Source organism: Streptomyces sp. CB09001 (assembly GCF_003369795.1).
In the GTDB taxonomy this organism is placed as follows: Bacteria; Actinomycetota; Actinomycetes; order Streptomycetales; family Streptomycetaceae; genus Streptomyces.
The window spans coordinates 1,872,088-1,894,624 of the sequence record NZ_CP026730.1 but is presented as its reverse complement, the minus strand read 5'-3'; the positions used below and the strand labels follow the sequence as shown (position 1 = coordinate 1,894,624).

General features: G+C 70.9%; 22 protein-coding genes. 6 read left to right on the top strand and 16 right to left on the bottom strand.

All coding sequences use genetic code 11. The features are described from left to right. The first annotated feature begins 96 nt into the window (after positions 1–96). The gene (locus C4J65_RS08890) at positions 97–921 is read left to right on the top strand and encodes an EI24 domain-containing protein (protein ID WP_115741917.1); all 825 of its coding nucleotides are present in this window, start codon (positions 97–99) and stop codon (positions 919–921) included. Here C4J65_RS08890 and C4J65_RS08885 read toward each other — a convergent pair. From C4J65_RS08885 to C4J65_RS08875, 3 genes are all read right to left on the bottom strand, one after another. Further along, positions 893–2,182 carry a pyroglutamyl peptidase gene (locus tag C4J65_RS08885; RefSeq protein ID WP_205350976.1) on the bottom strand — a complete coding sequence of 430 codons (1,290 nt, stop codon included), beginning with the start codon at positions 2,180–2,182 and terminating at the stop codon, positions 893–895. The two genes, C4J65_RS08890 and C4J65_RS08885, sit on opposite strands and share 29 nt — an antisense overlap. 277 nt (positions 2,183–2,459) lie before the next feature. Continuing rightward, positions 2,460–3,434: an aldose epimerase family protein gene (locus C4J65_RS08880; RefSeq protein ID WP_115741915.1), complete on the bottom strand. Its 975-nt coding sequence runs from the start codon at positions 3,432–3,434 to the stop codon at positions 2,460–2,462. Between the two features lie 38 nt (positions 3,435–3,472). Beyond that, a complete protein-coding gene (locus C4J65_RS08875) occupies positions 3,473–4,390 on the bottom strand; it encodes an SGNH/GDSL hydrolase family protein (protein WP_115741914.1) in 918 nt (305 codons plus the stop codon). Between the two features lie 257 nt (positions 4,391–4,647). Here C4J65_RS08875 and C4J65_RS08870 point away from each other — a divergent pair, with 257 nt between their 5' ends. Continuing rightward, the gene (locus C4J65_RS08870; RefSeq protein ID WP_115741913.1) at positions 4,648–5,142 is read left to right on the top strand and encodes a DUF3145 domain-containing protein; all 495 of its coding nucleotides are present in this window, start codon (positions 4,648–4,650) and stop codon (positions 5,140–5,142) included. A gap of 86 nt (positions 5,143–5,228) precedes the next feature. On the opposite strand, the gene C4J65_RS08865 is transcribed toward C4J65_RS08870, so the two are convergent. The 5 genes from C4J65_RS08865 to fasR form a co-directional block, all read right to left on the bottom strand. Continuing rightward, on the bottom strand, positions 5,229–6,518 hold the full coding sequence (locus C4J65_RS08865) for a beta-ketoacyl-[acyl-carrier-protein] synthase family protein (RefSeq protein WP_115741912.1): 1,290 nt from the start codon (positions 6,516–6,518) through the stop codon (positions 5,229–5,231). Between the two features lie 100 nt (positions 6,519–6,618). Further along, entirely contained in the window at positions 6,619–6,867 is a 249-nt protein-coding gene (locus tag C4J65_RS08860) for an acyl carrier protein (RefSeq protein WP_052842858.1), read from the bottom strand. 105 nt (positions 6,868–6,972) lie between these two features. Next, complete coding sequence (locus C4J65_RS08855; RefSeq protein ID WP_115741911.1) at positions 6,973–8,004, bottom strand: ketoacyl-ACP synthase III; 1,032 nt, start codon at positions 8,002–8,004, stop codon at positions 6,973–6,975. A 16-nt stretch (positions 8,005–8,020) separates the two neighbouring features. Then, positions 8,021–8,947 carry an ACP S-malonyltransferase gene (locus tag C4J65_RS08850; protein ID WP_115741910.1) on the bottom strand — a complete coding sequence of 309 codons (927 nt, stop codon included), beginning with the start codon at positions 8,945–8,947 and terminating at the stop codon, positions 8,021–8,023. Positions 8,948–9,036: 89 nt separating this feature from the next. Continuing rightward, positions 9,037–10,242 (bottom strand): fatty acid biosynthesis transcriptional regulator FasR, encoded by a 1,206-nt coding sequence (gene fasR, locus C4J65_RS08845; protein ID WP_115741909.1) that lies wholly within the window; start codon positions 10,240–10,242, stop codon positions 9,037–9,039. 62 nt (positions 10,243–10,304) lie between these two features. On the opposite strand from fasR, the gene C4J65_RS08840 reads away from it, so the two are divergent. Both C4J65_RS08840 and C4J65_RS08835 read left to right on the top strand, forming a co-directional pair. After that, positions 10,305–10,961, top strand: coding sequence for a pirin family protein (locus C4J65_RS08840; protein ID WP_115746358.1), 657 nt, complete (start codon positions 10,305–10,307; stop codon positions 10,959–10,961). A 272-nt stretch (positions 10,962–11,233) separates the two neighbouring features. After that, positions 11,234–12,397, top strand: coding sequence for an ISAs1 family transposase (locus C4J65_RS08835; protein WP_115741908.1), 1,164 nt, complete (start codon positions 11,234–11,236; stop codon positions 12,395–12,397). 17 nt (positions 12,398–12,414) lie between these two features. On the opposite strand, the gene C4J65_RS08830 is transcribed toward C4J65_RS08835, so the two are convergent. From C4J65_RS08830 to C4J65_RS08800, 8 genes are all read right to left on the bottom strand, one after another. Next, positions 12,415–12,813 carry a hypothetical protein gene (locus C4J65_RS08830; protein WP_115741907.1) on the bottom strand — a complete coding sequence of 133 codons (399 nt, stop codon included), beginning with the start codon at positions 12,811–12,813 and terminating at the stop codon, positions 12,415–12,417. Positions 12,814–12,931: 118 nt separating this feature from the next. After that, complete coding sequence (locus C4J65_RS08825; RefSeq protein ID WP_115741906.1) at positions 12,932–13,354, bottom strand: hypothetical protein; 423 nt, start codon at positions 13,352–13,354, stop codon at positions 12,932–12,934. 7 nt (positions 13,355–13,361) lie between these two features. Then, positions 13,362–15,365: a nucleic acid/nucleotide deaminase domain-containing protein gene (locus tag C4J65_RS36530; protein WP_240330390.1), complete on the bottom strand. Its 2,004-nt coding sequence runs from the start codon at positions 15,363–15,365 to the stop codon at positions 13,362–13,364. 14 nt (positions 15,366–15,379) lie between these two features. Then, positions 15,380–17,884, bottom strand: a complete 2,505-nt coding sequence (locus C4J65_RS36525; RefSeq protein ID WP_240330389.1) for an RICIN domain-containing protein — start codon at positions 17,882–17,884, stop codon at positions 15,380–15,382. Positions 17,885–18,336: 452 nt separating this feature from the next. Beyond that, positions 18,337–18,531, bottom strand: a complete 195-nt coding sequence (locus C4J65_RS08815; protein WP_115741905.1) for a DUF397 domain-containing protein — start codon at positions 18,529–18,531, stop codon at positions 18,337–18,339. Continuing rightward, on the bottom strand, positions 18,509–19,336 hold the full coding sequence (locus tag C4J65_RS08810) for a helix-turn-helix transcriptional regulator (RefSeq protein ID WP_115741904.1): 828 nt from the start codon (positions 19,334–19,336) through the stop codon (positions 18,509–18,511). Before C4J65_RS08810 ends, C4J65_RS08815 begins: the two co-directional genes overlap by 23 nt. 189 nt (positions 19,337–19,525) lie before the next feature. Continuing rightward, positions 19,526–20,347 (bottom strand): serine hydrolase domain-containing protein, encoded by an 822-nt coding sequence (locus C4J65_RS08805; protein WP_115741903.1) that lies wholly within the window; start codon positions 20,345–20,347, stop codon positions 19,526–19,528. A gap of 19 nt (positions 20,348–20,366) precedes the next feature. Beyond that, positions 20,367–20,837: a GNAT family N-acetyltransferase gene (locus C4J65_RS08800; RefSeq protein WP_115741902.1), complete on the bottom strand. Its 471-nt coding sequence runs from the start codon at positions 20,835–20,837 to the stop codon at positions 20,367–20,369. A gap of 109 nt (positions 20,838–20,946) precedes the next feature. On the opposite strand from C4J65_RS08800, the gene C4J65_RS08795 reads away from it, so the two are divergent. Both C4J65_RS08795 and C4J65_RS08790 read left to right on the top strand, forming a co-directional pair. Then, positions 20,947–21,468, top strand: a complete 522-nt coding sequence (locus tag C4J65_RS08795; RefSeq protein ID WP_205350975.1) for a MerR family transcriptional regulator — start codon at positions 20,947–20,949, stop codon at positions 21,466–21,468. Next, positions 21,465–22,481 (top strand): aldo/keto reductase, encoded by a 1,017-nt coding sequence (locus tag C4J65_RS08790; protein ID WP_115741901.1) that lies wholly within the window; start codon positions 21,465–21,467, stop codon positions 22,479–22,481. Before C4J65_RS08795 ends, C4J65_RS08790 begins: the two co-directional genes overlap by 4 nt. Positions 22,482–22,537 lie beyond the last annotated feature (56 nt).

Genomic DNA, 22,537 nt, shown 5'->3' with positions numbered 1-22,537 from the left:
GGAACGGGAACGGGAACGGGAACGGGAACGAGGGCTGGGCCGGGACGGGGGCTGGGCCGGGACCGGGCCGGCGCCCCGACCGGTAGAGTGCCGCCCATGCGTGATCTTGGGGTGGGGTTCGGCCATCTGCTGAAGGGCCAGCGCTGGGTGGCCCGGCACGGCAGGAGCTACGGCTTCGGGCTCGTCCCGGGCCTGATCACCCTGGTCCTGTACGTGGGCGTGCTGGTCGCGCTCGCGCTGTGGGGCGAGGACTTCGTCGCGTGGGTGACCCCCTTCGCCGACGACTGGTCGAGTCCCTATCTCGGACTCTTCCGCGGCTTCCTCACCGCCGTGCTGTTCGCCCTCGCCCTGCTCCTGGCCGTCCTCACCTTCACCGCGGTGACCCTGCTGGTCGGCCAGCCCTTCTACGAGGCCCTCTCCGAACGCGTCGACCGCGACGTCTCCCCGGACGGCACGGCGCCCCGGTCCGACCTGCCGCTCTGGCGCGAGCTGTGGATCTCGGGCCGCGACAGTCTGCGGATCCTCCTCCGCGCCGCGCTGTGGGGCGTGCTGCTCTTCGCGCTCGGCTTCATCCCGGTCCTCGGCCAGACCGTGGTCCCGGTGGTCGGCTTCTTCGTCACCGGCTTCTTCCTCACCGAGGAGCTCGCCGCCGTCGCCCTCCAGCGCCGCGGCGTCGAACTGCGCGAACGCCTCGCCCTCCTGCGCTCCCGCCGGATGCTGGTCTGGGGCTTCGGCACCCCGCTGGGCGTGTCCTTCCTGGTGCCGTTCGTCGCCGTGTTCCTGATGCCCGGCGCGGTCGCCGGCGCCACGCTCCTCGCCCGGGAACTGCTGGGCGAGGAGACCCGCGACGGCGCCGACGACCCGTCCGAGGGCGGTACCGCCGACCCGGCGCTCAGCCCCGGTCAGACCCCGGGGCACTGACCGCCACGGCCACGATCGCCCGCGTCTGCGCCACGATGTCCAGCCGGTTGCGCACGAACTGCGGGTCGGTGACCGCCCCCGTCGCCGGATCGGTGTTCCCGGTCCCGAACTGAAGCACCGGCGTGTGCACGTGCCCGCCCGGCAGTGTGCCGTGCAGCCCGAGCCGGTCCCGCAGCAGCGTCGCGCGGTAGGCGATCTCGTTGGAGAGGTAGTTCCCGCCGCCCCCCTCCCGGGCCGTCGACCCGGGCGTGGGCCCGTCCGGCCGTACGACCGCCTCGGAGCCTCCCGCCGGGATCTCCGTCACGCTCGTGTTGTCGTACACGGGGAAGCGGCCGGTGTCCGCCGCCGTGACCGCCGCGTACGGCAACGTGGTCGTCGTCCACTGCGGCTGCGAGGCCGGGTCGGCCACCGGGACCGTCTCCGTGCGGGAGACGTTGTCGTTGTCCGGGAAGCCGCCCCGCCAGGCCCCGTTGGTCCGCTCCACGTCGAACCGCCCGACCCGGCCCTGGCTCACCGTGGTGAACAGGTCCACCCGCGGCAGGTACGGCCGCAGCGCCCGCTCCACCGTCCCCTTGGCGAAGTCCGCCCAGCGCACCGGGAACACGGCCGTCTCCACCCGGGCGGGACCGTCCGGGGTGTCGATCACCGTGCCGTCCAGGGCGAGCGCGACGGCGCCGGAGGGGTTGGAGATCCGGATGTCCCGGTCCAGCGTGAAGGGGTCGAAGCCGGTGAGCAGCACCCGCCTGACCCCCTTGCCGTGCCCGTGCTGGTGGCCGCCCGGCAGGCGGAGGTCGGCCTGGCCGCGCGAGGTGCGCTCCAGCTCCGCCAGCAGCGCGGCCCGCTGCCGCCCGCCCAGCTCGAACCCGGGCTCCCAGGTGCGCAGCTCCCGCGTCATCCCGAGCCGTGCCCAGTACAGCGGGCGGTCGTCGTCCCGGCTGAGGTCCCCGCGGGCCGGACCGCGCCCCTGCACCCGGTCCACCGCCCGCCGCCACAGCGCCCCGCCCTCGCGCGCCACGAGGGCACGCGCCTCGCGGTAGGAGTCCGCGCGCCCGAGCCCCCGGGCGAAGGCCGGTGCCACGGCGGCGAAGCCGGAGCGGCGCAGGATCTCCCGGGGCACCTCCCCGTCCAGCCGCCGCTCCTCCACCGTCGGTGCGGGGGCGGCGCCGCCCGCCCGGGGTGCCGCCGTCGCCGTCGTGGGGGCCGCGAGCCCCGCCACCAGGGCCAGTCCGAGTACACCGATCCGAACACGTATGGGTCTCAAGGGAGTCCAGGTCCTTCCGTCGCCGTGGGGTGCTGCCGGAACGGCGGCAGTATCGCGTGGCGGAAGGGGTGCGCGCCATGGCGCCTGACCGACCGACTCGTGGCCGTTTGTGAAGGGTTCGTACGAACTCCTGATCGGACACCCGATCGTGGACCGTCGGATCACCGCGGCGATTACCGTCGGACCCGGGACGCCCGCGGGCGGCGCCGTCCCCGTGAACAGCCCCGGTCCGGGACCTGACGGCCGGGCCGGGGCTCAGCCCCCGGCCCGGGGTGGCCTACGGGCGTACCGAGAAGCCGTACACCGTCTCCGAGCGGAACACCTCGCCCGGCCGCAGGACCGTGCTCGGGAAGTCGGGCCGGTTCGGGGAGTCGGGGAAGTGCTGGGTCTCCAGCGCGATCCCGTCCCCGGGGGCGAAGGGCTCGCCCAGGTGGTCGGCGGTGTACAGCTGGAGTCCCGGCTCGGTCGTCGCCACCGTGAGCACCCGCCCCGACGCCGGGTCGTACAGCTCGGCGACCTCCTCGGCGGCGCCGGTCACGCCCTTGTCCAGGACGAAGTTGTGGTCGTAGCCCGAGCCGACCTTGCGCGCCCGCCGGAAGTCGAAGCGGGTGTCCGTCACGTCGTCGAGGGCGCCCGTCGGGATCAGCCCGGCGTCGACCGGCGTGATCCGGGAGGCGGCCAGCCGCAGTTCGTGCCCGCCCGCGTGCCCGGAGCCGCTCAGGTTGAAGTAGCTGTGGTTCGTCGGGTTCAGCACGGTCGGCGCGTCCGTGACCGCCTCGTACACGATCCGCAGCGCGCCCGACTCGTCCAGCGTGTACGTCGTTGACATCTCCAGGCGCCCCGGGAAACCCTCCTCGCCGTGCGGCGAGACCCGGCTCAGGCGGACGCCCTCGGTGACCGCCCGCACGTCCCACACGCGCTTGTCGAAGCCGCGGCCGCCGCCGTGCAGCGAGTTGGCCCCCTCGTTGAGCGCCACCGCGTACGTCCGCCCGTCCAGCGGGAAGCGCCCGCCCGCGATCCGGTTGGCGTACCGCCCGACCAGCGCGCCGAAGTAGGGCTCCGGGTGCGCCACGTAGCCGTCGAGGTCCGCGAACCCCAGAACCACGTCGGCGGTGTTCCCGTCCCGGTCCGGAACCTCGGCCGACTGCACGATCCCTCCGTACGACAGGACCCGCACCCGTACGCCGGCCCGCTCCAGGGTCCAGCGGTGTACGGGAGTGCCGTCGGAAAGTGTGCCGAAGAGTTCGCTCATGTGCGGAACTCTAGGACACGCCCAGGTCAGCGGCCGGGTCAGGGACTCTTCGCGGTGACCGCGCGATAGGCGATCTCCGCCAGCCGCGCCTGACCGTCCACACTCGGGTGGAACCAGTCCCAGTGGCTCAACTGGTCCGTGCCGAACCGGAACTCGTGCACCGCACCGTCGTCGGTGCGGCACCGCCGGTCCTTCGCGCAGACCTCCCGCAGCACCTCGTTGTAGTCCGCCACCCGGTCGCGCACCGTGTTGCGCCGCAGGGTCGCCGCCGAGTCCAGGGAGTCCGCGTCGCCCAGCATCGACGGGCACAGGCCGAGCTTCCACACCTGCTTGCCCAGCGGATTGGTGCGGCCCTGGGACCAGAGCCGCTTGAGGTCCGGGATGCTCGACACGTACACCTGCGCCTTCGGGAGCCTCTTGCGCAGGGTGGTCATCGCCTCCTCGAACTGCGCCCGGAAGTCCGCCACCGGTGTCATCGCCGAGGTCGTGGACCGGCACGCGTCGTTCGCCCCGGCCATCACCGCCACCAACTGCGGCTCGCGCCGCGCCGCCCGCGTCACCTGGGCGGTCAGATCCGCCATCCGGGCCCCGGTGACCGCGTAGTTCCAGCTGTGCTCGGCCGCGTCCGCCTTCCCCAGCAGCCGTACGGCCAGCGAGTCGACCTCGGCACTGCTGCCGGTCGCCCACGACACCTCCGGGCAGTCGGACAGCACCGCACAGGCGTCGAAACCGCGGGTGATGGAGTCGCCCACGGCGGCGACCGACGCCGGGCTCGTGTCCCATGCCGGGGCAGGCTTCGGCCGCTTCGACGCGCTGCCGGAGGGGGCGGGGGAGTCGCCGCCCGCCGCGTCGCAGCCCGCGGCGCCCACGCCCAGGACGGCGGCGGTCAGGACGGCGAGCGCGGCACGCGCCCGGCGACCGCCGTACCGCGTCCGCTGGTCGGTCCCTCGACCCATACCGGTCCCACCCCTCGGCTCGTGCCTCCACCGTGCTCAACCCATGACACCGCGCGAGGGTTCCCGAGGGCGGCGATGCAACGGCTCACACCCGTACAAGCGTCCTGCCGGGTGAATGGCGGAGGTTTGTCGGCGGCGGGACCGGCGGTACGTCACACTCCTTGCCCCGGCGCACGGTAGCCTCGCCATCAACGTGGCCCGCCCGGTCACGGCCGTTCCACCCGTTCCGAGATGTCCCGCTCAGCCCGGAGGTTCCGGTGACGACACGTGGAGTCCTGTACGTGCACTCCGCGCCGCGCGCGCTCTGCCCGCACGTCGAGTGGGCCGTCGCCGGGGTGCTCGGCACGCGCGTCGGCCTGGACTGGATCCGGCAGCCCGCCGCGCCCGGCACCTGGCGCTCGGAGTTCTCCTGGCAGGGGCAGGCCGGCATCGCCTCCAAGCTCGCCTCCGCGCTGCGCGGCTGGCAGCTGCTGCGCTTCGAGGTCACCGCGGAGCCCGCCGCGGGCGCCGAGGGCGAGCGCTACAGCTGCACCCCCGACCTCGGCATCTTCCACGCCGTCACCGGCATCCACGGCGACATCATGATCCCCGAGGACCGGCTGCGCGCCGCCCTGATCCGCTCCCAGCGCGGCGAGACGGACCTGGAGTCGGACATCGCCAAGCTCCTCGGCAAGCCCTGGGACGACGAACTGGAGCCCTTCCGCCACGCCGGCGAGGGTGCCCCGGTCCGCTGGCTGCACCAGGTGGTGTGACGCCCCGCCCGTCCGCACACCGGAGGGCACACGCGTGAAGGGCCCCCACCGGCCGGGGGGGCCCTTCACGTACGTACGGCGGTCGCTCAGACCGACCGGAACGCGAGCACCACGTTGTGCCCGCCGAAGCCGAACGAGTCGTTCAGCGCGGCGATGCGGCCCTCGACCGGCAGCTTGCGGGCCTCGCCGCGGACGATGTCCGCGTTGGCCTCGGCCTCCGGGTCGAGGTTCTCGACGTTGATGGTCGGCGGTGCCACCCGGTGGTACAGGGCGAGCACGGTCGCCACGGACTCCACGCCGCCCGCGCCACCGAGCAGGTGACCGGTCATCGACTTCGTGGCGGAGACCGCCATGTGGTCGACGTCGTCGCCCAGGACCTTGCGCAGCGCCTTCAGCTCGGCGATGTCGCCGGCCGGCGTCGAGGTGGCGTGCGCGTTGACGTGCACGATCTCGGCCGGGTCCAGGTCGTTGTGGTCCAGCAGGTTCTGCAGGGCGGCGGAGATGCCGCGGCCCTCCGGCTCCGGCTGCACGATGTCGTGGCTGTCGGCGGAGATGCCCTGGCCGACCGCCTCAGCGTAGACGCGGGCACCGCGCGCGGCGGCGTGCTCGGCGGACTCCAGGACGACGACGCCGGCGCCCTCGCCGAGGACGAAGCCGTCGCGGCCCGTGTCGAAGGGGCGCGAGGCACCCTGCGGGTCGTCGTTGTTCTTGGACATCGCCATCATGTTGCCGAACGCGGCGATGGGCAGCGGGTGGATCGCCGCCTCCGTGCCACCCGCGACGACGACGTCGGCGCGGCCGGTGCGGATCATCTCGATGGCGTAGCCGATGGCCTCGGCGCCCGAGGCGCAGGCGGAGACCGGCGTGTGCACGCCCGCGCGGGCGCCCACGGCCAGGCCCACGTTGGCCGAGGGGCCGTTCGGCATCAGCATGGGGACGGTGTGCGGGGAGACGCGGCGGACGCCCTTCTCCTTCAGCACGTCGTACTGGTCGAGCAGCGTGGTCACACCGCCGATGCCGGAGGCGATGACCGCACCGAGCCGGTCCGGGTCGACGTGGGCCGCGCCGTCCTCCGCGGGGCTCTCGCCCGCCTTGCCGACGTACCCGGCGTCCTTCCAGGCCTCCTGCGCCGCGATCAGCGCGAACTGCGCCGAGCGGTCCAGGCGGCGGGCCTGCGGCCGCGGGATGATCTCGGAGGGGTCGACGGCGGCCGGCGCGGCGATGCGGACCGCCTGGTCGGCGGCCCACTCCTGCTCCAGGGGCTTGGCGCCGGACCTGCCGGCGACCAGGCCCTCCCAGGTCGAGGCTGCGTCGCCACCCAGCGGTGTGGTTGCGCCGATACCGGTGACGACCACGGTGCGATTGGTCGAGCTCACGGGAATTCTTTCTCCAACGGGATACGGATTCGTACGGCGCCACCGCCGGGTGGCGGGGCAGTCTGCCCGGATACCCGGGGTATGCCCGAGTATCGGCGGATCAGGCCTGGTGGTCGAGGATGTACTTCGTCGCGTCGCCGACCGTCTTGAGGTTCTTGACGTCCTCGTCCGGGATCTTGACGTCGAAGCGCTCTTCGGCGGCGACGACGACCTCGACCATGGACAGCGAGTCGACGTCCAGGTCGTCGGTGAAGGACTTGTCCAGCTGGACGTCCTCAACCGGGATGCCGGCGATCTCGTTCACGATCTCCGCGAGACCGGCGACGATCTCTTCCTGAGTGGCGGCCATGATGGCGCTCCTTCTTTGTTGTCCAGAGGGTGTGGCGGCCCGCCGCGTCGGCGGCGGGCGGTGCTGCTCTCCGTTCCGGACCGGGGTTGATCCGGCACGGAGTGCCTAGGGGAGGGTAACGACCGTCGCGGCGTAGACGAGACCCGCCCCGAAGCCGATGACGAGCGCGGTGTCGCCGCTCCTCGCGTCGCCGGTCGCCAGGAGCCGCTCCATCGCGAGCGGAATCGAGGCGGCCGAGGTGTTGCCGGTGGTGCGGATGTCACGGGCGACCGTGACGTGCTCCGGCAGCTTCAGCGTCTTCACCATCGAGTCGATGATCCGCACGTTGGCCTGGTGCGGGATGAAGACGTCGAGATCGTCCGGGCTGATCCCGGCCGCGTCCAGCGCCTGCTGCGCGACCTTCGCCATCTCGAACACGGCCCAGCGGAACACCGCCTGGCCCTCCTGCGTGATCGCAGGAAACTTGACGTTGCCCTCGGAGTCGAGAGGCAGGCCGGAGACGTCGCCGATCCTGAAGCGGTCCCAGGAGACCGTCTGCTTGATCGTTTCGGCCTTGTCGCCCTCCGAGCCCCAGACCGTCGGGCCGATCGCCGGCTCCGGCGAGGGGCCGACCACGACCGCGCCGGCGCCGTCGCCGAACAGGAAGGCCGTGGCCCGGTCCTCCAGGTCGGTCAGGTCGGACAGCCGCTCCACGCCGATGACCAGCACGTACTCTGCCGAACCTTCGACGACCATGCCCTTGGCCAGGGTCAGCCCGTAGCCGAAGCCCGCGCAGCCGGCCGAGATGTCGAAGGCCGCGGCCTTGTCCGTGCCGAGGCGGTCGGCGATCTCGGTGGCGATCGCCGGGGTCTGGCTGAAGTGCGACACGGTCGAGACGACCACGGCACCGATCCGCGAGGCGTCGATCCCGGCGTCGGCGAGCGCCTTGCCGGACGCCTCCACCGACATCGCCGCGACGGTCTCCTCGGGACCGGCCCAGTGCCGGGTCTCGATGCCGGAGCGCGAGCGGATCCACTCGTCGGACGAGTCGATCTTCTCGAGGATCACCTCGTTCGGCACCACCCGGGTCGGACGGTATCCGCCGACGCCGAGGATGCGCGCGTACGGGGAGCCCTTGCTGGGCTTGATCTTCGACATGCTCTCGCGCTCCTTGTCAGGCCTGGGTGTGCTCGGCGACGAGCTCGCGGGCCGCGTCGAGGTTGTCGGGGGTCTTCAGGGCCAGCGTCTTCACACCGGGCAGCGCCCGCTTGGCCAGACCGGTCAGCGTGCCGCCCGGACACACCTCGATGATCGCGGTGACGCCCAGCTCCTTGAACGTCTCCATGCACAGGTCCCAGCGCACCGGGTTGGCGACCTGGCCGACCAGCCGGTCCAGCACCTCGGTGCCGGAGGCGACGGCCCGCCCGTCCTTGTTGGAGACGTAGGTGACCTTCGGGTCGGCCGGGGTCAGCGCCTTGGCGGCCTCGGCGAGCTTGTCCACCGCGGGGGCCATGTGGCGCGTGTGGAACGCGCCGGCCACCTTCAGCGGGACGACCTTGCGGACACCCTCGGGCTTGTCCTCGTTCAGCGCGGCCAGCTGCTCCATGGTGCCCGCCGCGACGATCTGACCGGCGCCGTTCACGTTCGCCGGGGTCAGACCGAGCTTCTCCAGGTGCGCGACGCTCACCTCGGGGTCGCCCCCGAGCAGAGCCGACATCCCGGTCTGGGTGACCGCGGCGGCCTCGGCCATGGCCAGGCCGCGACGGCGTACGAGGGACAGCGCGGCGGTGTCGTCGAGGACGCCGGCGAAGACGGCGGCGGTGATCTCGCCGACGCTGTGACCCGCGACCGCGCCGGGGGCGAACCCGGGGATGTCACCGAGTGCCGCGGCGGACAGGATTCCGGCGGCGACCAGCAGCGGCTGGGCCACGGACGTGTCTCGGATCTCGTCCGCGTCGGCCTTGGTGCCGAAGTGGGCGAGATCGAGTCCGATGGCGTCCGACCACGCGGCGACGCGGTCAGCGGCACCGGGGAGGGCGAGCCAGTCAGTCAGGAAGCCGGGCGTCTGGGCGCCCTGGCCGGGAGCGACGAGTACGAGCACTCTCACACTCTCTCTTGAGGACGGCCACGACCGCCCGTGGGGACAGGGACGAAGAACAGGAGCGGGTTTTGTGGACCCTGCACAAAACCTTAGAGCTGCGGATCTCCGTCGGCCAGACGCCCCAGGATGAGCGCGATCCGCAGTGTGAACGCAGACCGTACATCAGAGGGTGACCATCCGGTGACGTCAGTCACACGTCGGAGCCGGTAGCGCACGGTGTTCGGGTGAACGAAGAGCATCCGGGCGGCGCCCTCCAGACTGCTCGCCTGTTCGAGATAGACGCTGAGCGTCTCAAGAAGCGCCGCCCCCGCTTCCTCCAACGGTCTGTAGATCTCCTCCACCAGTTGGTCACGGGCCGAGGGGTCGGAGGCGATCGCGCGCTCCGGCAGGAGATCGTCGGCGAGCACCGGACGCGGCGCGTCCTGCCAGGCGGTGCACGCCTTCAGCCCGGCCGCGGCGGCCTGCGCGGACCGGGTCGCGGCCAGCAGGTCCGGCACCACGGGCCCGGCCACGACCGCACCCTGCGCGAACGGCCCGATCAGCGACTTCGCCACCGCCAGCGGATCGTTGCGGCCCCCGGCGATCACCACGAGCCGGTCCCCGAGCACCCCGGTCAGCACCTGGAGCTTGGCGTGCCGGGCCGCCCGCCGGATGGCCTCCACGGTCAGCTCGGAGTCCCCGTCGGGCGCGGTGCCCAGCACGACACAGACGTGTTCGGGCGAGTTCCACCCGAGGGCGGCGGCCCGGGACACGGCCCCTTCGTCGGCCTCGCCGCTGAGCACGGCGTTCACCACCAGCGACTCCAGGCGCGCGTCCCAGGCACCGCGTGCCTCGGCGGCCTGCGCGTACACCTGGGCGGTCGCGAACGCGATCTCCCGGGCGTACACGAGCAGCGCCTCGCGCAGCACCGACTCGTCGCCGGGAGCCGCCACCTCGTCGATCGCGGACTCCATCACCTCGATCGTCGTGCGCACCATCTCCACGGTCTGCCGCAGCGTGATCGCCCGGGTCAGCTCGCGCGGCGCGGTCCCGAAGACGTCGGTGGAGATGGCCTGGGGCGCGTCCGGCTGCCGGAACCACTCGGTGAACGCGGCGATGCCGGCCTGGGCGACCAGCCCGATCCAGGAACGGTTCTCCGGTGGCATGGCCCGGTACCACGGCAGCGTCTCGTCCATGCGCGCGATGGCCTGCGCGGCGAGCGAACCGGAGGACTGCTCCAGCCGCTTCAGGGTCGCGGTATGCGGGTGGGCGGGCTGGGCGGGGGCGTCGGGCTTACCGGTTTCGGGTTCGGGCACGGGGACAAGACTGCCTTATCGGGCCGGGCGGGTGTGCCGCCGGGGCTACCGTGAACGACGTGATGGACGTACGCCGCGCCGACGAGCGCTACCCGGGCGGTGATCCGGCAGCCGGGATCACCTCCCGCCACGCCTTCTCCTTCGGCCCCCACTACGACCCCGACAACCTCCGCTTCGGCGCCCTGCTGGCCTGCAACGAGGAGCGGCTCGCCCCCGGCGCCGGCTTCGACGAGCACCCGCACAGCCACACCGAGATCGTCACCTGGGTCGTGGAGGGCGAACTGACCCACCGCGACAGCGCCGGCCACGAGACGGTGGTCCGCGCCGGGGACGTGCAACGCCTCAGTTCGGCGGCCGGCGTCCGGCACGTCGAGCGCAACGACGCCGCCGTCCCCCTCACCTTCGTCCAGATGTGGCTGGCCCCGCTGGACCCCGGCGGCGACCCCGCCTACGAGATCGTCCGGGGCATCGCGGACTCCACCCCGTACGCCGTCCCGGAGGCTGGCGCGATGCTCCACGTACGCCGCCTGGTCCCGGGGGAGCGGACGGCGGTACCGGACGGGGCGTACGTGTACGTGCACGTGGTGCGGGGCGAGGTCGACCTGGACAGCGAGCGGTTGGGACCGGGCGACGCGGCCCGCGTCACGGACGCGGACGGGATGGACGCGGTGGCGGTGACGGACGCGGAGGTGCTGGTGTGGGAGATGGCGGGGCGATGACACGGCAGCAGGCCCCGCCGAAGCCGCACAGGGCGGCTTCGGCGGGGCCTGTCAGCGGTCAGGTCGGTGGGTGCGTGAATGGACCCGCTGCCCTCTCCAGGGGCCGTTGCGTGATCACGTTTCGTCCGGAGTGCCGTGCTCGCCCGTCCTTGGAGGGGACATCCCGGTTCGGGCGGGTGCGGACGCAGTGCAGGCACGGTCTCAGTGATCATGTGAGTGTCGAAGTCCCATGAACACCTGGCGAGTCCGTGCCTGCTCCTGCATTTTCTCCCATGCCCACCGCGCTGGCCCAACTGGGCCGGACTGCCGCGCCGGTCCCGCTGGCGGACGCGGTCGCACTGTCCGGCTTCCTGGATCTGGTGCCCGACCCGCGAGGCGTCCGTGGCCGCCGCTACCGGTTGTCGGCTCTGGTCGCCGCGGCTGCGGCGAGTGTCCTGGCCGGTGCCCGCTCGCTCACCGCGATCACGGAGTGGATCAGCGACGTCCCTGCGTGGGCCTGCCGGGTTCTCGGCTTCCCCACCGACCCGTTCTCCGGCGCCGTGTCCGTCCCGCACCCCCACACCCTGCGCCGTCTGCTCGTCCAGCTCGACGGCGACGCTCTGGACCGGGCAATCGGCGACTTCCTCACCGCCCGCGCCACTCCGGCCGGCCCCGGACTGCGGGCGATCGCTGTTGACGGCAAGGCCCTGCGCGGCTCGCGCACCCAGGTCACCGGGCATGTCACCCTGCTCGCCGCGATGGACCACACCGGTCACGTCCTGGCCCAGCGGCAGGTCGCCGACAAGAGCAACGAGATTCCCGCTTTCCGGCCTCTGCTGGACGGCGTCGACCTGACCGGCACGGTCATCACCGCCGACGCGCTGCACACCCAGCACGCTCACGGCACCTACCTCCGCGAGCGCGGTGCCCACTACATTGCCCAGGTCAAGGCCAACCATCCCGGTCTGTTCGACCGCGTCCGCCGCCTGCCCTGGCGCGAGATCACGCTCGACCACTACGACCGCGCCCGGGCCCACCACCGCCTGGAGATCCGGCGGCTGAAGACCGCCGCCTTCGCCCACCTCGACTACCCCGACGCACGCCAGGCGCTGCAAGTCGTGCGCTGGAGGAAGGACTTCACTACCGGCAAGCTCACCATCGAGCGCGTCTACCTGATCACCAGCCTGCCGCCCGGCGCGGCTACCGGCGCCCAGCTCGCCGACTGGATCAGAGGGCACTGGAAGATCGAAAATCTTCTGCACCACGTCCGCGACCGCACATTCCGCGAGGACGACTCCAAAATCCATGCCGGCAATCTCCCGCGCATCATGGCCGGCCTGCGCAACCTCGCCATCGGCGTCCACCGTCAGGACGGTCACACCAACATCGCCGCCGCCCTGCGTCACACCGCTCGCGACTGGCGAAGGCCCCTGGCAGCCCTCGGCATCACCGGATGAATCCGGACAGACGTCGATCATGCAAGGGACCCTGCTGCCCTCTCGAAGGCGGCCAAGGTGATCGCGGGAACGAAGACGGAGTCGTCCTCCATCCCCTCGGGCAGGTGTGCACGCATGTTCTCCGGGCAGAGGAACACGCCGTTGGGAATGAGGATTCCTGCGCCGAGCCGGTCCGTCAGTTCTGTGACGATCTTCCAAACGTCACCGGACTGCGGATTCTCCACGCTGATGAACTCCTCGTGGACGCCCACCTCGGCTTCGCTGCCGTCAGTGGCCCGGATCCAGTACTCCGTGGAGCCGCCGCTCGTTCCTACCTGCCCGACACGGACGGGCGAGAGGACAGCCTGGACAGTACTTACGTCGGGCGTGGTCAACTCACCGTTCATAAAACTGTAGAGACTCAGATGGTAACTCATTACGCCTGCCCTGTCTGAACCCGAACTTGACTGGTGTCGGAGATGACGGCTCGCTAATGCGGCAGGCCTCGTCGAAGCCGGCGCAACCCGGCTTCGGCGAGGCTCACAAACGGATGGATCAGTCCAGCCGTTCCTTTACAAGGACTGCGGTTCCGTGAGTGAAGCGGTCTGCCTCTTCGACTTGGAATCCCGCCGATACGAGGATTCCGAGAAGGGCGCTCTGCATGTGGTCGTGGACATTCTTGTGGTGGACGACAACTCGGGGCGGATTCGTGAAGTCGATTCCTTTCTCAAACAGTTGGAGAGCGGTGTCCCTGAGTTCGTCGGCGGAGTTCCAATCGACGTACACACCGCCGTCCTCGAAGACATCGACATGTACATCCGCGCCAGGTCTGCTGTGCTGTCCGGCCTCGAGGCTCCCTCGGTGTACTGGGAGCCCGGCCCGTTCCAGTTCCCGGCACACCTCATCGGCCAGTCCTTCGCGCTCAGCGATGACTTCGGGCGAGGCTTTCGGAGGCAGGTCGAAGTCGTACTTGGCCATGATCCCCTCACTCCTCCATGTGCTGGTCGCCTGTCAGGGAGCGTACCGCACGCCCTCCGCCAGCCCGTCTGATGTATTCCGCCAGCAGTTGTTTCGCCCCGCTTCCGAAAACGGGATCATAGGGAACCGACCACGTGACAGGGGTACCTGCCTTGAGAGCGCCAAGCAATTCATTGGCGCAATCCTTGCAGGGCTGTCGTTCTGTGTACAGGGCGGTGATGTCCTCGGGGTCGAACCCCTTCGCTCTCAGTTTGTCCAGAATTTCAGTTTCGGAGTGTCCGGCGAATTTACTGTTCCCGACGACGAGGTCACCGGTCTTAGGGTCGTTCCATCCGGGTACCTTCGCCACGGCGACGTTGTGGGAAGCCCCGTAGTACCCGGATTCCTGCCTGAAGGCGTACGCCATGCCGCTTAGCTCGTCGGAATTGTAGGCGATCAGTCCTACGGGGCATCCACCGACGGCTGCGGAAGCCCGTGCGGTCAGTTTCACACGCGCCCTGGTGCAGGTCTTGACGAATCCGTCGAGTCCCTTGACTCCTATGTGGAGAGCCGCGTCCGCAGGAAGAGAGAGTGTGCGAAGGGCCTTGTAGGCGTCGGCGAAGCCGATGCCGGTTCGTGCGGCGGCGTCGAATGCTTTGACGGCATCCGCGATGGGTCGGATGAGCTTGCCCGCGAACAAGCTCGCGACATCTACGCCCGCCCAGGCGCAGCCGCCCCAGCTGCCGCTCGCGCCGCCCGGGGCGATCTTCTGGGCGCATTTGATCCAGCTGCCGAAGAGGATGTCGACCGGGTCGACGCCCTTCTGGTACTCGGCGATCGTGATGGTGTGGGTGACCTCGGTGGACAGTTCGTCGGAGGTGTACTCGCCGAGGTAGAGCGTCGCCCCGGACGGGCACATGTACTGCGTGGTGTCCAGGTCCTCCGCCGTGCACAGATAGAGGTCGACGACCTCCTTGTAGCGGAGCTTCGTGGTCATGGTGCAGTCGCCGTTGTAGAAGAGCTCGTCGATCCAGCCCTCGCAGCCGTCCGACTGCTTCACGACCTCCGGTTCGCCGATCTTCTCGATGTGGTCGACCACGTAGAACACGTCGCCGATGGGAGCTCCGGTCTGGTCGACCACCGTTCCCTTGTCGATCTGTTCTGCGTTCGCTTCCTTCTCGGCCTGCTCGGCTGCCTGCTGAGCCGATTCGGCGTACTTCTGGGCGTCCTTGGCGGCCTCCTCCGCCGCCGCGGCCTCGGTGGCGGCGTGGTCGGCGGCGTCCCGGGCGTCCTTGGCCGCCTGTTCCGCCGTGTCCGCAGCACTGCGGGCGGCCTCGGCGTCCAGGGCTGCGGCATCGGCGGAGTCGCGGGCGTCCTCCGCGTGGCCCTCGGCCCGTCCGGCCGCGCTGTCGGCCGCTGCCGCGTCCTTGGTGGCCTGGGTGTCGTAGGCGATGGTGCGGGTGAGTGACTGTGCGGCCTGGGTCGCGTACGAGGCTGCTTCTGCCGAGTACCCCAAGGCTTCCTTGGCGGAGTTGCGCGCGTCCGCCGCGTAGCCGAGGGCTTCGGCGGCCAGTGTGTAGGCGGCCTTGGCGTCACCGCTTGCCGCGTTGGCCACGCTCTGCGCCTGGGCGGCCGACTCCTCCGCGTTCTGCGCGTGCGCCTCGGCGACGGCCTGCTGCTGTTCGGCGATCGTCTTCGACGACTGTCCGGTCAGCACGGCGAGTCCGGCGGCCGAGTCGGTGGTGACATACGGCGATCCGAGCTGGATGGCGTCGTTGGCCGGTGCGGCGACCTGCGCGGCCGAGTTGCCGGCGTCCACCGCGGCCTGCGCGGTGGTGTAGGCGTAGCCCGTGGACTCGTTGGCACCGGCGAGCGCGGTGACCGCCTCGGCCTTGGCCGCGTCCGCCTCCTTCTTGGCGTCGGCGGCGTGCTGCTCGGCGTCGTCGGCCAGCTCCACCGCCGTACGCGCCGCCGTCGCGGCGGCCTTGGACGCCTTGATGGCATCCGCCGCCGCACTGGTCGCGGTCCTCACCGCGGCGTCCGCCGTCAGCTTGGCGGCCTGGGCGGCGTCGGAGTCGGCCCGGGCCCGCTTGGCTGCCGCCTCCGCCCGGTTGGCCGCCGCGTCGGCATCGGCTGCGGCCTGGGTCGCCTTGTCCGCCTCGGAACGCGCGGCGACGGCCGCCGTCTCCGCGTCGTCGGCGGCCGCATCGGCGTCGTCGGCGGCCTTCCGGGCCTCCTGCGCATTGTCCTCGGACGCGGACGCCTGGGCGTAGGCCTCCTTGGCGTCTGCTTGGCCCGGGCGGCGTTGGCCTTCTGCTCGGCGTCCCAGGCGTCGTCGCGGAGAGACTTGGCCTTGTCCCGGGCAGCCTCCGCACCCTTGCGCTTCTCGGTGGCGGTGGTGTCGGCGGTCTCCGCCCGTTCCTTGGCGTCCTTGGCCTCGGTCGCGCGCTGCTGGGCCTTGGTCTTGTGCTCCGCGGCCTCGGCCTGCTTCTGCGCCGCGGTCTCCTTCTCGGCCTTGGCGGTGGCCTCCTCCTTCTCCGCGGCGAGTCTCTTGGCGTGGGCCGTGGCCGCGGCGGCCTTCGCGTCGGCCTCGGCGTTCTGCGTCTCGGTGAGTTTGGCCTTCGCGGTGTCGCGGGCGGCCTTGGCGTTGCTCGCCTGGACGGCGGCGGCGTCGGCTGCGGCCTTCGCCTGTTCCTTGGCCGCCCGGGCGGCGGCGGTACGGAAGGCAGCCTGGGTACCGGCCGCCTGCGTCACTGCCCGCGCGGCGATCGTCGCGCTGTCACCGGCGGAGGCCTTGGTGGCGGCCAACGCCGTTTCACCGGCCTTGATCATCGCGTTCAGCGCGGCGGAGGACGCCTTGGTGACCTGGTCCTTCTGCTGGCCGACGAGCAGGGCCCGGCCCCGGGGCGCACCCATGCTGTCGGCGATGCCGTAAGCGGTGTTCAGAGATCCGTCGGAGTCCGCCGCTGCCATGCCGGCGATCTGGGCCTGCCGCCTGATCACGGCAAGCTGCTCGGTGGCCTTCGCGCGGGCTTTCGTGATGCCCTTGGTCGCCTGGGTGAACTGACCGGATGTCGGATAGTCCAGAGCGTCCGTACCGTTGTGCCCGGACGCCACGATGTCGAATTTCTGTGGGTCGGTGCCGTTGCACTGCCACAGCCACGCGTCCTGGCTGTTGGCGTAGGTGTGCAGGTCCAGGCATTTGCCGCTGCCCGTGTTCCGCAGTTGGGTGGTGCGGTTGGGGGTGAACTCCCAGCCCTGGGCACCGTTCTGCTTGCACGTCCACTGCTGGATGCGGGTGCCGTCGGCCGTCCCGTCGCGGTTCACGTCCAGGCACTTGCCGGAGTTGACATTCACCAGCGAGTCGCCGTCGACCCGCCACTTCTGGTTGGCGCCGCCGTTGCAGGTGTACATCTGCACCACGGCGCCGTCGGCCTTAGAGTTGCCCGCGACCTCCAGGCACTTGTCGGAGGCGGCGTGGATGTGGACGATCATCGGGCTGTCCCCGATCCAGCCCGCTCCACCCGGCGACCAGTAGTCCTGCCAGCGCGCGAGGTGGTCGGCGGTCCAGGACTGGCCCAGCATCTCGCCCAGCGCCTTCGCGCCCGTGGCCAACGCCTTCGTCGCGTCCCGGTTGGCGTCGATGATCTGGTTGCGCGGAATGGCCTGCTCGGCGACTTCCCGCTGCCACTCCACCGATGCCGTCGCCACTTCCTGGCCGAGGACCCTGCCGGGGTCGATCGGATTGGTCCATGTGCAGGCCGCGAACCGTGTCTTCAAGTCCTCGACAGCCAGACGGAACGCGAGACTTCCGGGCTCCGGAGCGGAACTGGGGAAACCGCCGACGGACAGGAACATCCGGGCGTCGTCCTCGCGCATGCCGGAGAAGAGGTCACCGGTGAGCAGATCGTCGAAGGCATGTTCCTGCTCGACGGCCAGTGCCCACTCCTCCGACGACATCGAGGGGTCGTGCACGGCGTTGCCGTAGAGCGGGGTGCCCAGGTCCGTGACCGCCTTGACGGTCGCCTCGTCGGCCTTGGCGGAGGGATCCTCGTAGAAGCGGGCCTCCTCCTTCCACCACTGCTCTCCGAGCCATGTCGAGTAGCCGACTTGGTCGAAGAAGTCAGCACCGCCGCCGGAGCCGGGCGGCCAACTGAAGTCGGTCACGGATTTGAAGCCGCCGGGAGTCGAGAGACCGGACAGCGTGTCCTGCCAGGCCTGCACGCGTGGGCCCAGCGTCGCGCTCTCCTGGTCGATGAGCTCCCTGTCCTTGACGTAGGCCAACGCCAGGGGGGTGTCGTTCCAGTACTCCTGGTCTGCTGCGACGTGCAGTTGTTCGGGAGTCTGGTTCAGGGCTGCCTGGGCGACGTCGCCCATTTCCCGGCCGCCGAGCCGCAGCGCACCGGCCATCAGACACTGGTCCTGCCGCAGTTGCTCGGCGGCGTCGGCGTCGAAACCGTCGTAGCTGTCGGCGACGGCACTGGTGCCGGGCAGAGGGCCGTCGGAAGGGGGTTCGGGGCCGATGAGTCCGGCGACCACGGCGCCGATCACCGTTAGGGGTATGAGGGGCGCGGAGGCGACACGCAGTTGTCGGGCACCGGATCTGCCGGGCGGGTCGTCAGATGGTCTGCGGGGACGTCTGAGACGCACAGGAGCATCCTTCGTCGATGACGGAGACGGACGAAGACGCCCCGGACGAAGGAACGGAAGGCACGACGAAACCCGTCACCACGCCTGCGGCAGTCCACGGCCGTCCTGTGACCGCGCACCGGAAGAGGAGGCTCCCCACCCGGCACGCCGGGTCACTGTAGGCATGCGCCATGATCACGTCACAAGATCGCGAACGGCGTCCGGCTGAAACGCAATTGTGGAGAAGTGGTGGCGATTACGCGTGGATTCTGTGTGTCACCTGGGGGGATGCTGTCCCGGTCGGTGGATTCGACTGATGGAGGTTGACCCGAATTCGCCTCTCGGTACCCGTCGGCCGACAGGTACCGTCCGGACTACCGCAGGCCGTCGACGAACGCCTGCCAAGCGTGTGCGCCGAGGGTGACGACCGGACCGGCCGGGTTCTTGCTGTCGCGCACGGGGACGGTGCCGGTAGGGCGGTTCTCGGCGACTTCGACGCAGTCGCCGCCGTTGCTTCCGCTGTAACTGGACTTGCGCCACTCAACGTTACTCAGTGTGCGGGACCGCATAGCGTTCCTCCATCACGCGGGTGATCAGTCTCGCCGAGTCCTCGGGGGAGAGGGCTGAGGCTTGCAGCCGAGCGTAGCCGAATGAGCGTTCCTTGATCACGTCCGGACTGGCGGTCATGTGCCCACGGTCGTAGCCGTCCATGTAGAAGAGATCGGGGTCGGTGTCGAACCTCAGCAGATTGAACGTACTCATCATGCCCGTGTGTTGGCCCGCCGCAAGCGGCAGGACCTGGATCTGAACCCAGGGGGCAGCCGTGAAGCCCAGCAAGTGGGCGAGCTGGTCGCGCATGACCTCAGGCCCACCGATCTCGCGCAGCAGTGCCGCCTCGTCCAGGATGACCCACAGCGCGGGAGGCTGGTCTCGCTGGAGGATGCGCTGGCGTTCCAGCCGGGCGGCGACCATCTCGTCCACGTTGCCGCCCTCGACGCCGAGCACCGCCCGCGCGTACTCCTCCGTCTGCAGCAGCCCGTAGACCAGCTGTGCCTGGTACGTCGAGATGTACGCCGCTTTCGCCTCCATCTCCGCGTACGGCTGGAACCACGTGGGGAGTTGGCTGCGCAGGACGAGTCCGATCAGCCGGGAGAACAGGCCGTCCGTGCCCAGCGCGGCGTCCACCCGCTCGGAGAAGTCCCGCGTCGGGACCTTCTTCGTGGTCTCGATCTGGCCGACCAGGGAGCCGGTGCAGAAGATGATGTCGCCGAGCTGGCCCTGCCTGAGGCCATGGGCCTCGCGCTGGCGGCGCAGCTCCCAGCCGTAGTAGTCGAGTGGGGAGGCGGTCGGGTCGAGGGACTGGATGTTGGCCACTGCGGCACCTCACTCCGGGACTGCGGGGACTGCGGACGGCAACACCTCGCGGCGTTCACTTCCGTGCGTAGTCGAGCGTACGCAGCCCGTCACGGTGTTGTGGTGTGAATCACGTAACCGGCCCGCAGGCGGCGGACGTTAAGAGCTGGCACCGTGCCGAGTGTTGCCTGTCCGGCCCGGTATGGCGCGTCAGCCCCGTGCCTCCGCCAGCACCCCGTCAGTGAAGGGCGGCCACGCCTCGACCGCCCAGGGGCCGAAGGCGCGGTCGGTGAGGGACACGCAGGACAGGGCGGCGTCCGGGTCGATCCACAGGAACGTGCCGGACTGGCCGAAGTGGCCGAAGGCGCGCGGGGAGGAGGCGGAGCCCGTCCAGTGCGGGGACTTGCCGTCGCGGATCTCGAAGCCGAGGCCCCAGTCGTTGGGGTTCTGGTGGCCGTAGCCCGGCAGCACGCCCTTCGTGCCCGGGTACTGGACCGTCATCGCCTCGGCGACCGTCCGCGGGTCCAGCAGGCGCGGTGCCTGGACCTCGGCGGCGAAGCGGAGCAGGTCGTCCACCGTGGACACGCCGTCCTTCGCGGGGGAGCCCGCCAGTGAGGTGGACGTCATGCCCAGCGGCTCCAGCACCGCCTGCCGCGCGTACTCGGCGAACGGCATGTCCGCCGCCTTCGCGATGTGGTCGCCGAGCTGCTCGAAACCGGCGTTGGAGTACAGCCGGCGGTCCCCGGGCGGGGCCGTCACCCGGTGCTCGTCGAAGGCCAGGCCCGAGGTGTGGGCGAGCAGGTGGCGGACCGTCGCCCCGGGCGGACCGGCGGGCTCGTCCAGCTCGATCGCGCCCTCCTCGTACGCCACCAGCGCCGCGTACGCCGCCAGCAGCTTGGTGACCGAGGCGAGCGGGAAGCGGTGCGCGGCCGGGCCGTGGGTGCCGAGGAAGGTGCCGTCGGCCCGTACGACGCCCGCCGCGGCGGTGGGGACCGGCCAGTTCTCGATCGACGCGAGGCTCTTCAGGGACATGGCACCGAGCCTAAGCGGCTCACAGGTACAGCCGCATCGAGGGGTCCGGGTCCCGGGTGAAGCCCATCGACGCGTACAGGGGCTCGGCGTCCGCGGAGGCGGTCAGCATGACGTACCCGGCGCCCCGCTCGCGGAACCACTGGAGCAGCTCCTCCATACAGGCGCGGGCGTACCCCCGGCGCCTGGCCTCCGGGTCCGTCGCCACACTGAAGACGTAGCCGATCAGCCCGTGCGGATTGCCGGCCCTCCCGATCCGGTACTCCAGCGTGCCGGCCACCAGCGCCGCCAGCGCCCCGGGCCGCTCCGGGTGCTCGACGACGAACGCCGCGAACGCCCCGTCCGGGTCGGCGAGCCTCGCCCGCAGCGTCGGCAGGGACTCGGCGTGCCAGTCGGTGGGTGCCGGCGCCCGGCCCAGCGAATCGATCATCACCTGACGCAGACGGAGTACTTCCCCCACGTCCTCGGCCACGGCACGGCGTACGAGACTCATGCCCGCACGTTAGTGACCGGCCGGGGCGTGTGTCCTGCGCATTTCCCACCGCCGGATTCTCACCGGGGCCGCTTGCCTGGAGTGCACTCGAAGGTCATAGCGTTGGGGCATGACGGTGATGCAGACCACGGCCGGGACCCTCGTGTCGAACGCCACCAGCAACGCCACCGGCAGTGCCACCAGCAACGCCGGCGGAACGGACATCTGCTCCGCCCCGCCCCCGCGCCACCCGCGCCCCGACGGGCAGGACCGCTACACCATCAGCGAGGTCGTCGCGTTCACCGGCCTGACGGCCCACACGCTGCGCTGGTACGAGCGGATCGGCCTGATGTCCCACATCGACCGCTCGCACACCGGGCAGCGCCGCTACAGCAACCGCGACCTGGACTGGCTCGACTTCGTCGGCAAGCTGCGGATGACGGGCATGCCGGTCGCCGACATGGTGCGGTACGCCGAGATGGTGCGCGAGGGCGAGAGCACCTACCTCGACCGGCGGGAACTGCTGGAGTCCACCCGGCGCGACGTGCTGACGCGGATCGCCGAACTCCAGGACACCGTCGCCGTACTCGACCGCAAGATCAGTTTCTACGGGGACGCCGGACGTGCCCGTGAAGGGGAGAGGAACCGATGACCGACAGCAGGATCCCGACGGCACGGCTCGGCACGGGCGGTCCGGAGGTGGGCGCCCAGGGCCTCGGCTGCATGGGCATGAGCTTCGGATACGGCCCCTCGGACGCCGAGGCCTCCCGCGCCACCCTGGAACGGGCGCTGGAGCTGGGCGTGACGCTCTACGACACCGCCGACGCGTACGGCGCCGGCGAGAACGAGCGGTTCCTCGCGCCCTTCTTCAAGGCCCACCGCGACGAGGTCGTCGTCGCGACCAAGTTCGCCCTGACGATCCCGCCGGACGAGCCGACCAAGAGGATCATCCGCAACGACGCGCCGTACATCCGCGAGGCCGTCGAGGCGAGCCTGCGCCGCCTGGACCTCGACGTGATCGACCTCTACTACATGCACCGCCGCGACGTGAACGTGCCGATCGAGGAGACCGTCGGCGTCATGGCCGACCTCGTCCGCGAGGGCAAGGTCAAGCAGCTCGGGCTGAGCGAGGTGACGGGGGACGAACTGCGGGCCGCGCAGACGGTGCACCCCATCGCCGCCGTGCAGTCGGAGTGGTCGCTGTTCAGCCGGGACATCGAGGCGGGCGTGGTACCGGCCGCCCGCGAACTGGGCGTGACCCTCGTCCCGTACTCCCCGCTCGGCCGGGGCTTCCTCACCGGCTCCTTCGCCAACGCCGACCAGGACCTCACGGACGGTGACTTCCGCCGTCAGCAGCCCCGGTTCACCGGCGACAACGCGGCGGCCAACGCGGCCCTCCTCACCCCGGTCCGTGCCCTCGCCGAGGCCCACGAGGCCACCCTCGGCCAGATCGCCCTGGCCTGGGTCCAGCAGCGGGCCCAGGTCCACGGCCTGCCGGTGATCCCGATCCCGGGCACCCGGAAGCCGGCACGGGTGGCGGAGAACACGGCGGCGACCCGGCTCGTCCTGACGGAGGCCGAGCTGTCCCAGCTGGAGCCGATCGCGGAGAAGGTCGCGGGCGACCGCTACGCGGACATGACGTTCGCCTCAGCCGGACGGGAGTAGAGAAGCGCCCCAAGGGGCGCGCCCCTCAGGGGCGCGGGGAACTGCGCGAGCAACCC

Excerpts from the sequence above, each read along its gene's own strand:
- C4J65_RS08890 (WP_115741917.1), top strand. The coding sequence starts at position 97 with ATGCGTGATCTTGGGGTGGGGTTCGGCCATCTGCTGAAGGGCCAGCGC.
- C4J65_RS08880 (WP_115741915.1), bottom strand. The coding sequence starts at position 3,434 with ATGAGCGAACTCTTCGGCACACTTTCCGACGGCACTCCCGTACACCGC.
- C4J65_RS08875 (WP_115741914.1), bottom strand. The coding sequence starts at position 4,390 with ATGGGTCGAGGGACCGACCAGCGGACGCGGTACGGCGGTCGCCGGGCG.
- C4J65_RS08860 (WP_052842858.1), bottom strand. The coding sequence starts at position 6,867 with ATGGCCGCCACTCAGGAAGAGATCGTCGCCGGTCTCGCGGAGATCGTG.
- C4J65_RS08855 (WP_115741911.1), bottom strand. The coding sequence starts at position 8,004 with ATGTCGAAGATCAAGCCCAGCAAGGGCTCCCCGTACGCGCGCATCCTC.
- C4J65_RS08840 (WP_115746358.1), top strand. The coding sequence starts at position 10,305 with ATGGACGTACGCCGCGCCGACGAGCGCTACCCGGGCGGTGATCCGGCA.
- C4J65_RS08835 (WP_115741908.1), top strand. The coding sequence starts at position 11,234 with ATGCCCACCGCGCTGGCCCAACTGGGCCGGACTGCCGCGCCGGTCCCG.
- C4J65_RS08830 (WP_115741907.1), bottom strand. The coding sequence starts at position 12,813 with ATGAGTTACCATCTGAGTCTCTACAGTTTTATGAACGGTGAGTTGACC.
- C4J65_RS08825 (WP_115741906.1), bottom strand. The coding sequence starts at position 13,354 with ATGGCCAAGTACGACTTCGACCTGCCTCCGAAAGCCTCGCCCGAAGTC.
- C4J65_RS08815 (WP_115741905.1), bottom strand. The coding sequence starts at position 18,531 with ATGCGGTCCCGCACACTGAGTAACGTTGAGTGGCGCAAGTCCAGTTAC.
- C4J65_RS08805 (WP_115741903.1), bottom strand. The coding sequence starts at position 20,347 with ATGTCCCTGAAGAGCCTCGCGTCGATCGAGAACTGGCCGGTCCCCACC.
- C4J65_RS08800 (WP_115741902.1), bottom strand. The coding sequence starts at position 20,837 with ATGAGTCTCGTACGCCGTGCCGTGGCCGAGGACGTGGGGGAAGTACTC.
- C4J65_RS08795 (WP_205350975.1), top strand. The coding sequence starts at position 20,947 with ATGACGGTGATGCAGACCACGGCCGGGACCCTCGTGTCGAACGCCACC.
- C4J65_RS08790 (WP_115741901.1), top strand. The coding sequence starts at position 21,465 with ATGACCGACAGCAGGATCCCGACGGCACGGCTCGGCACGGGCGGTCCG.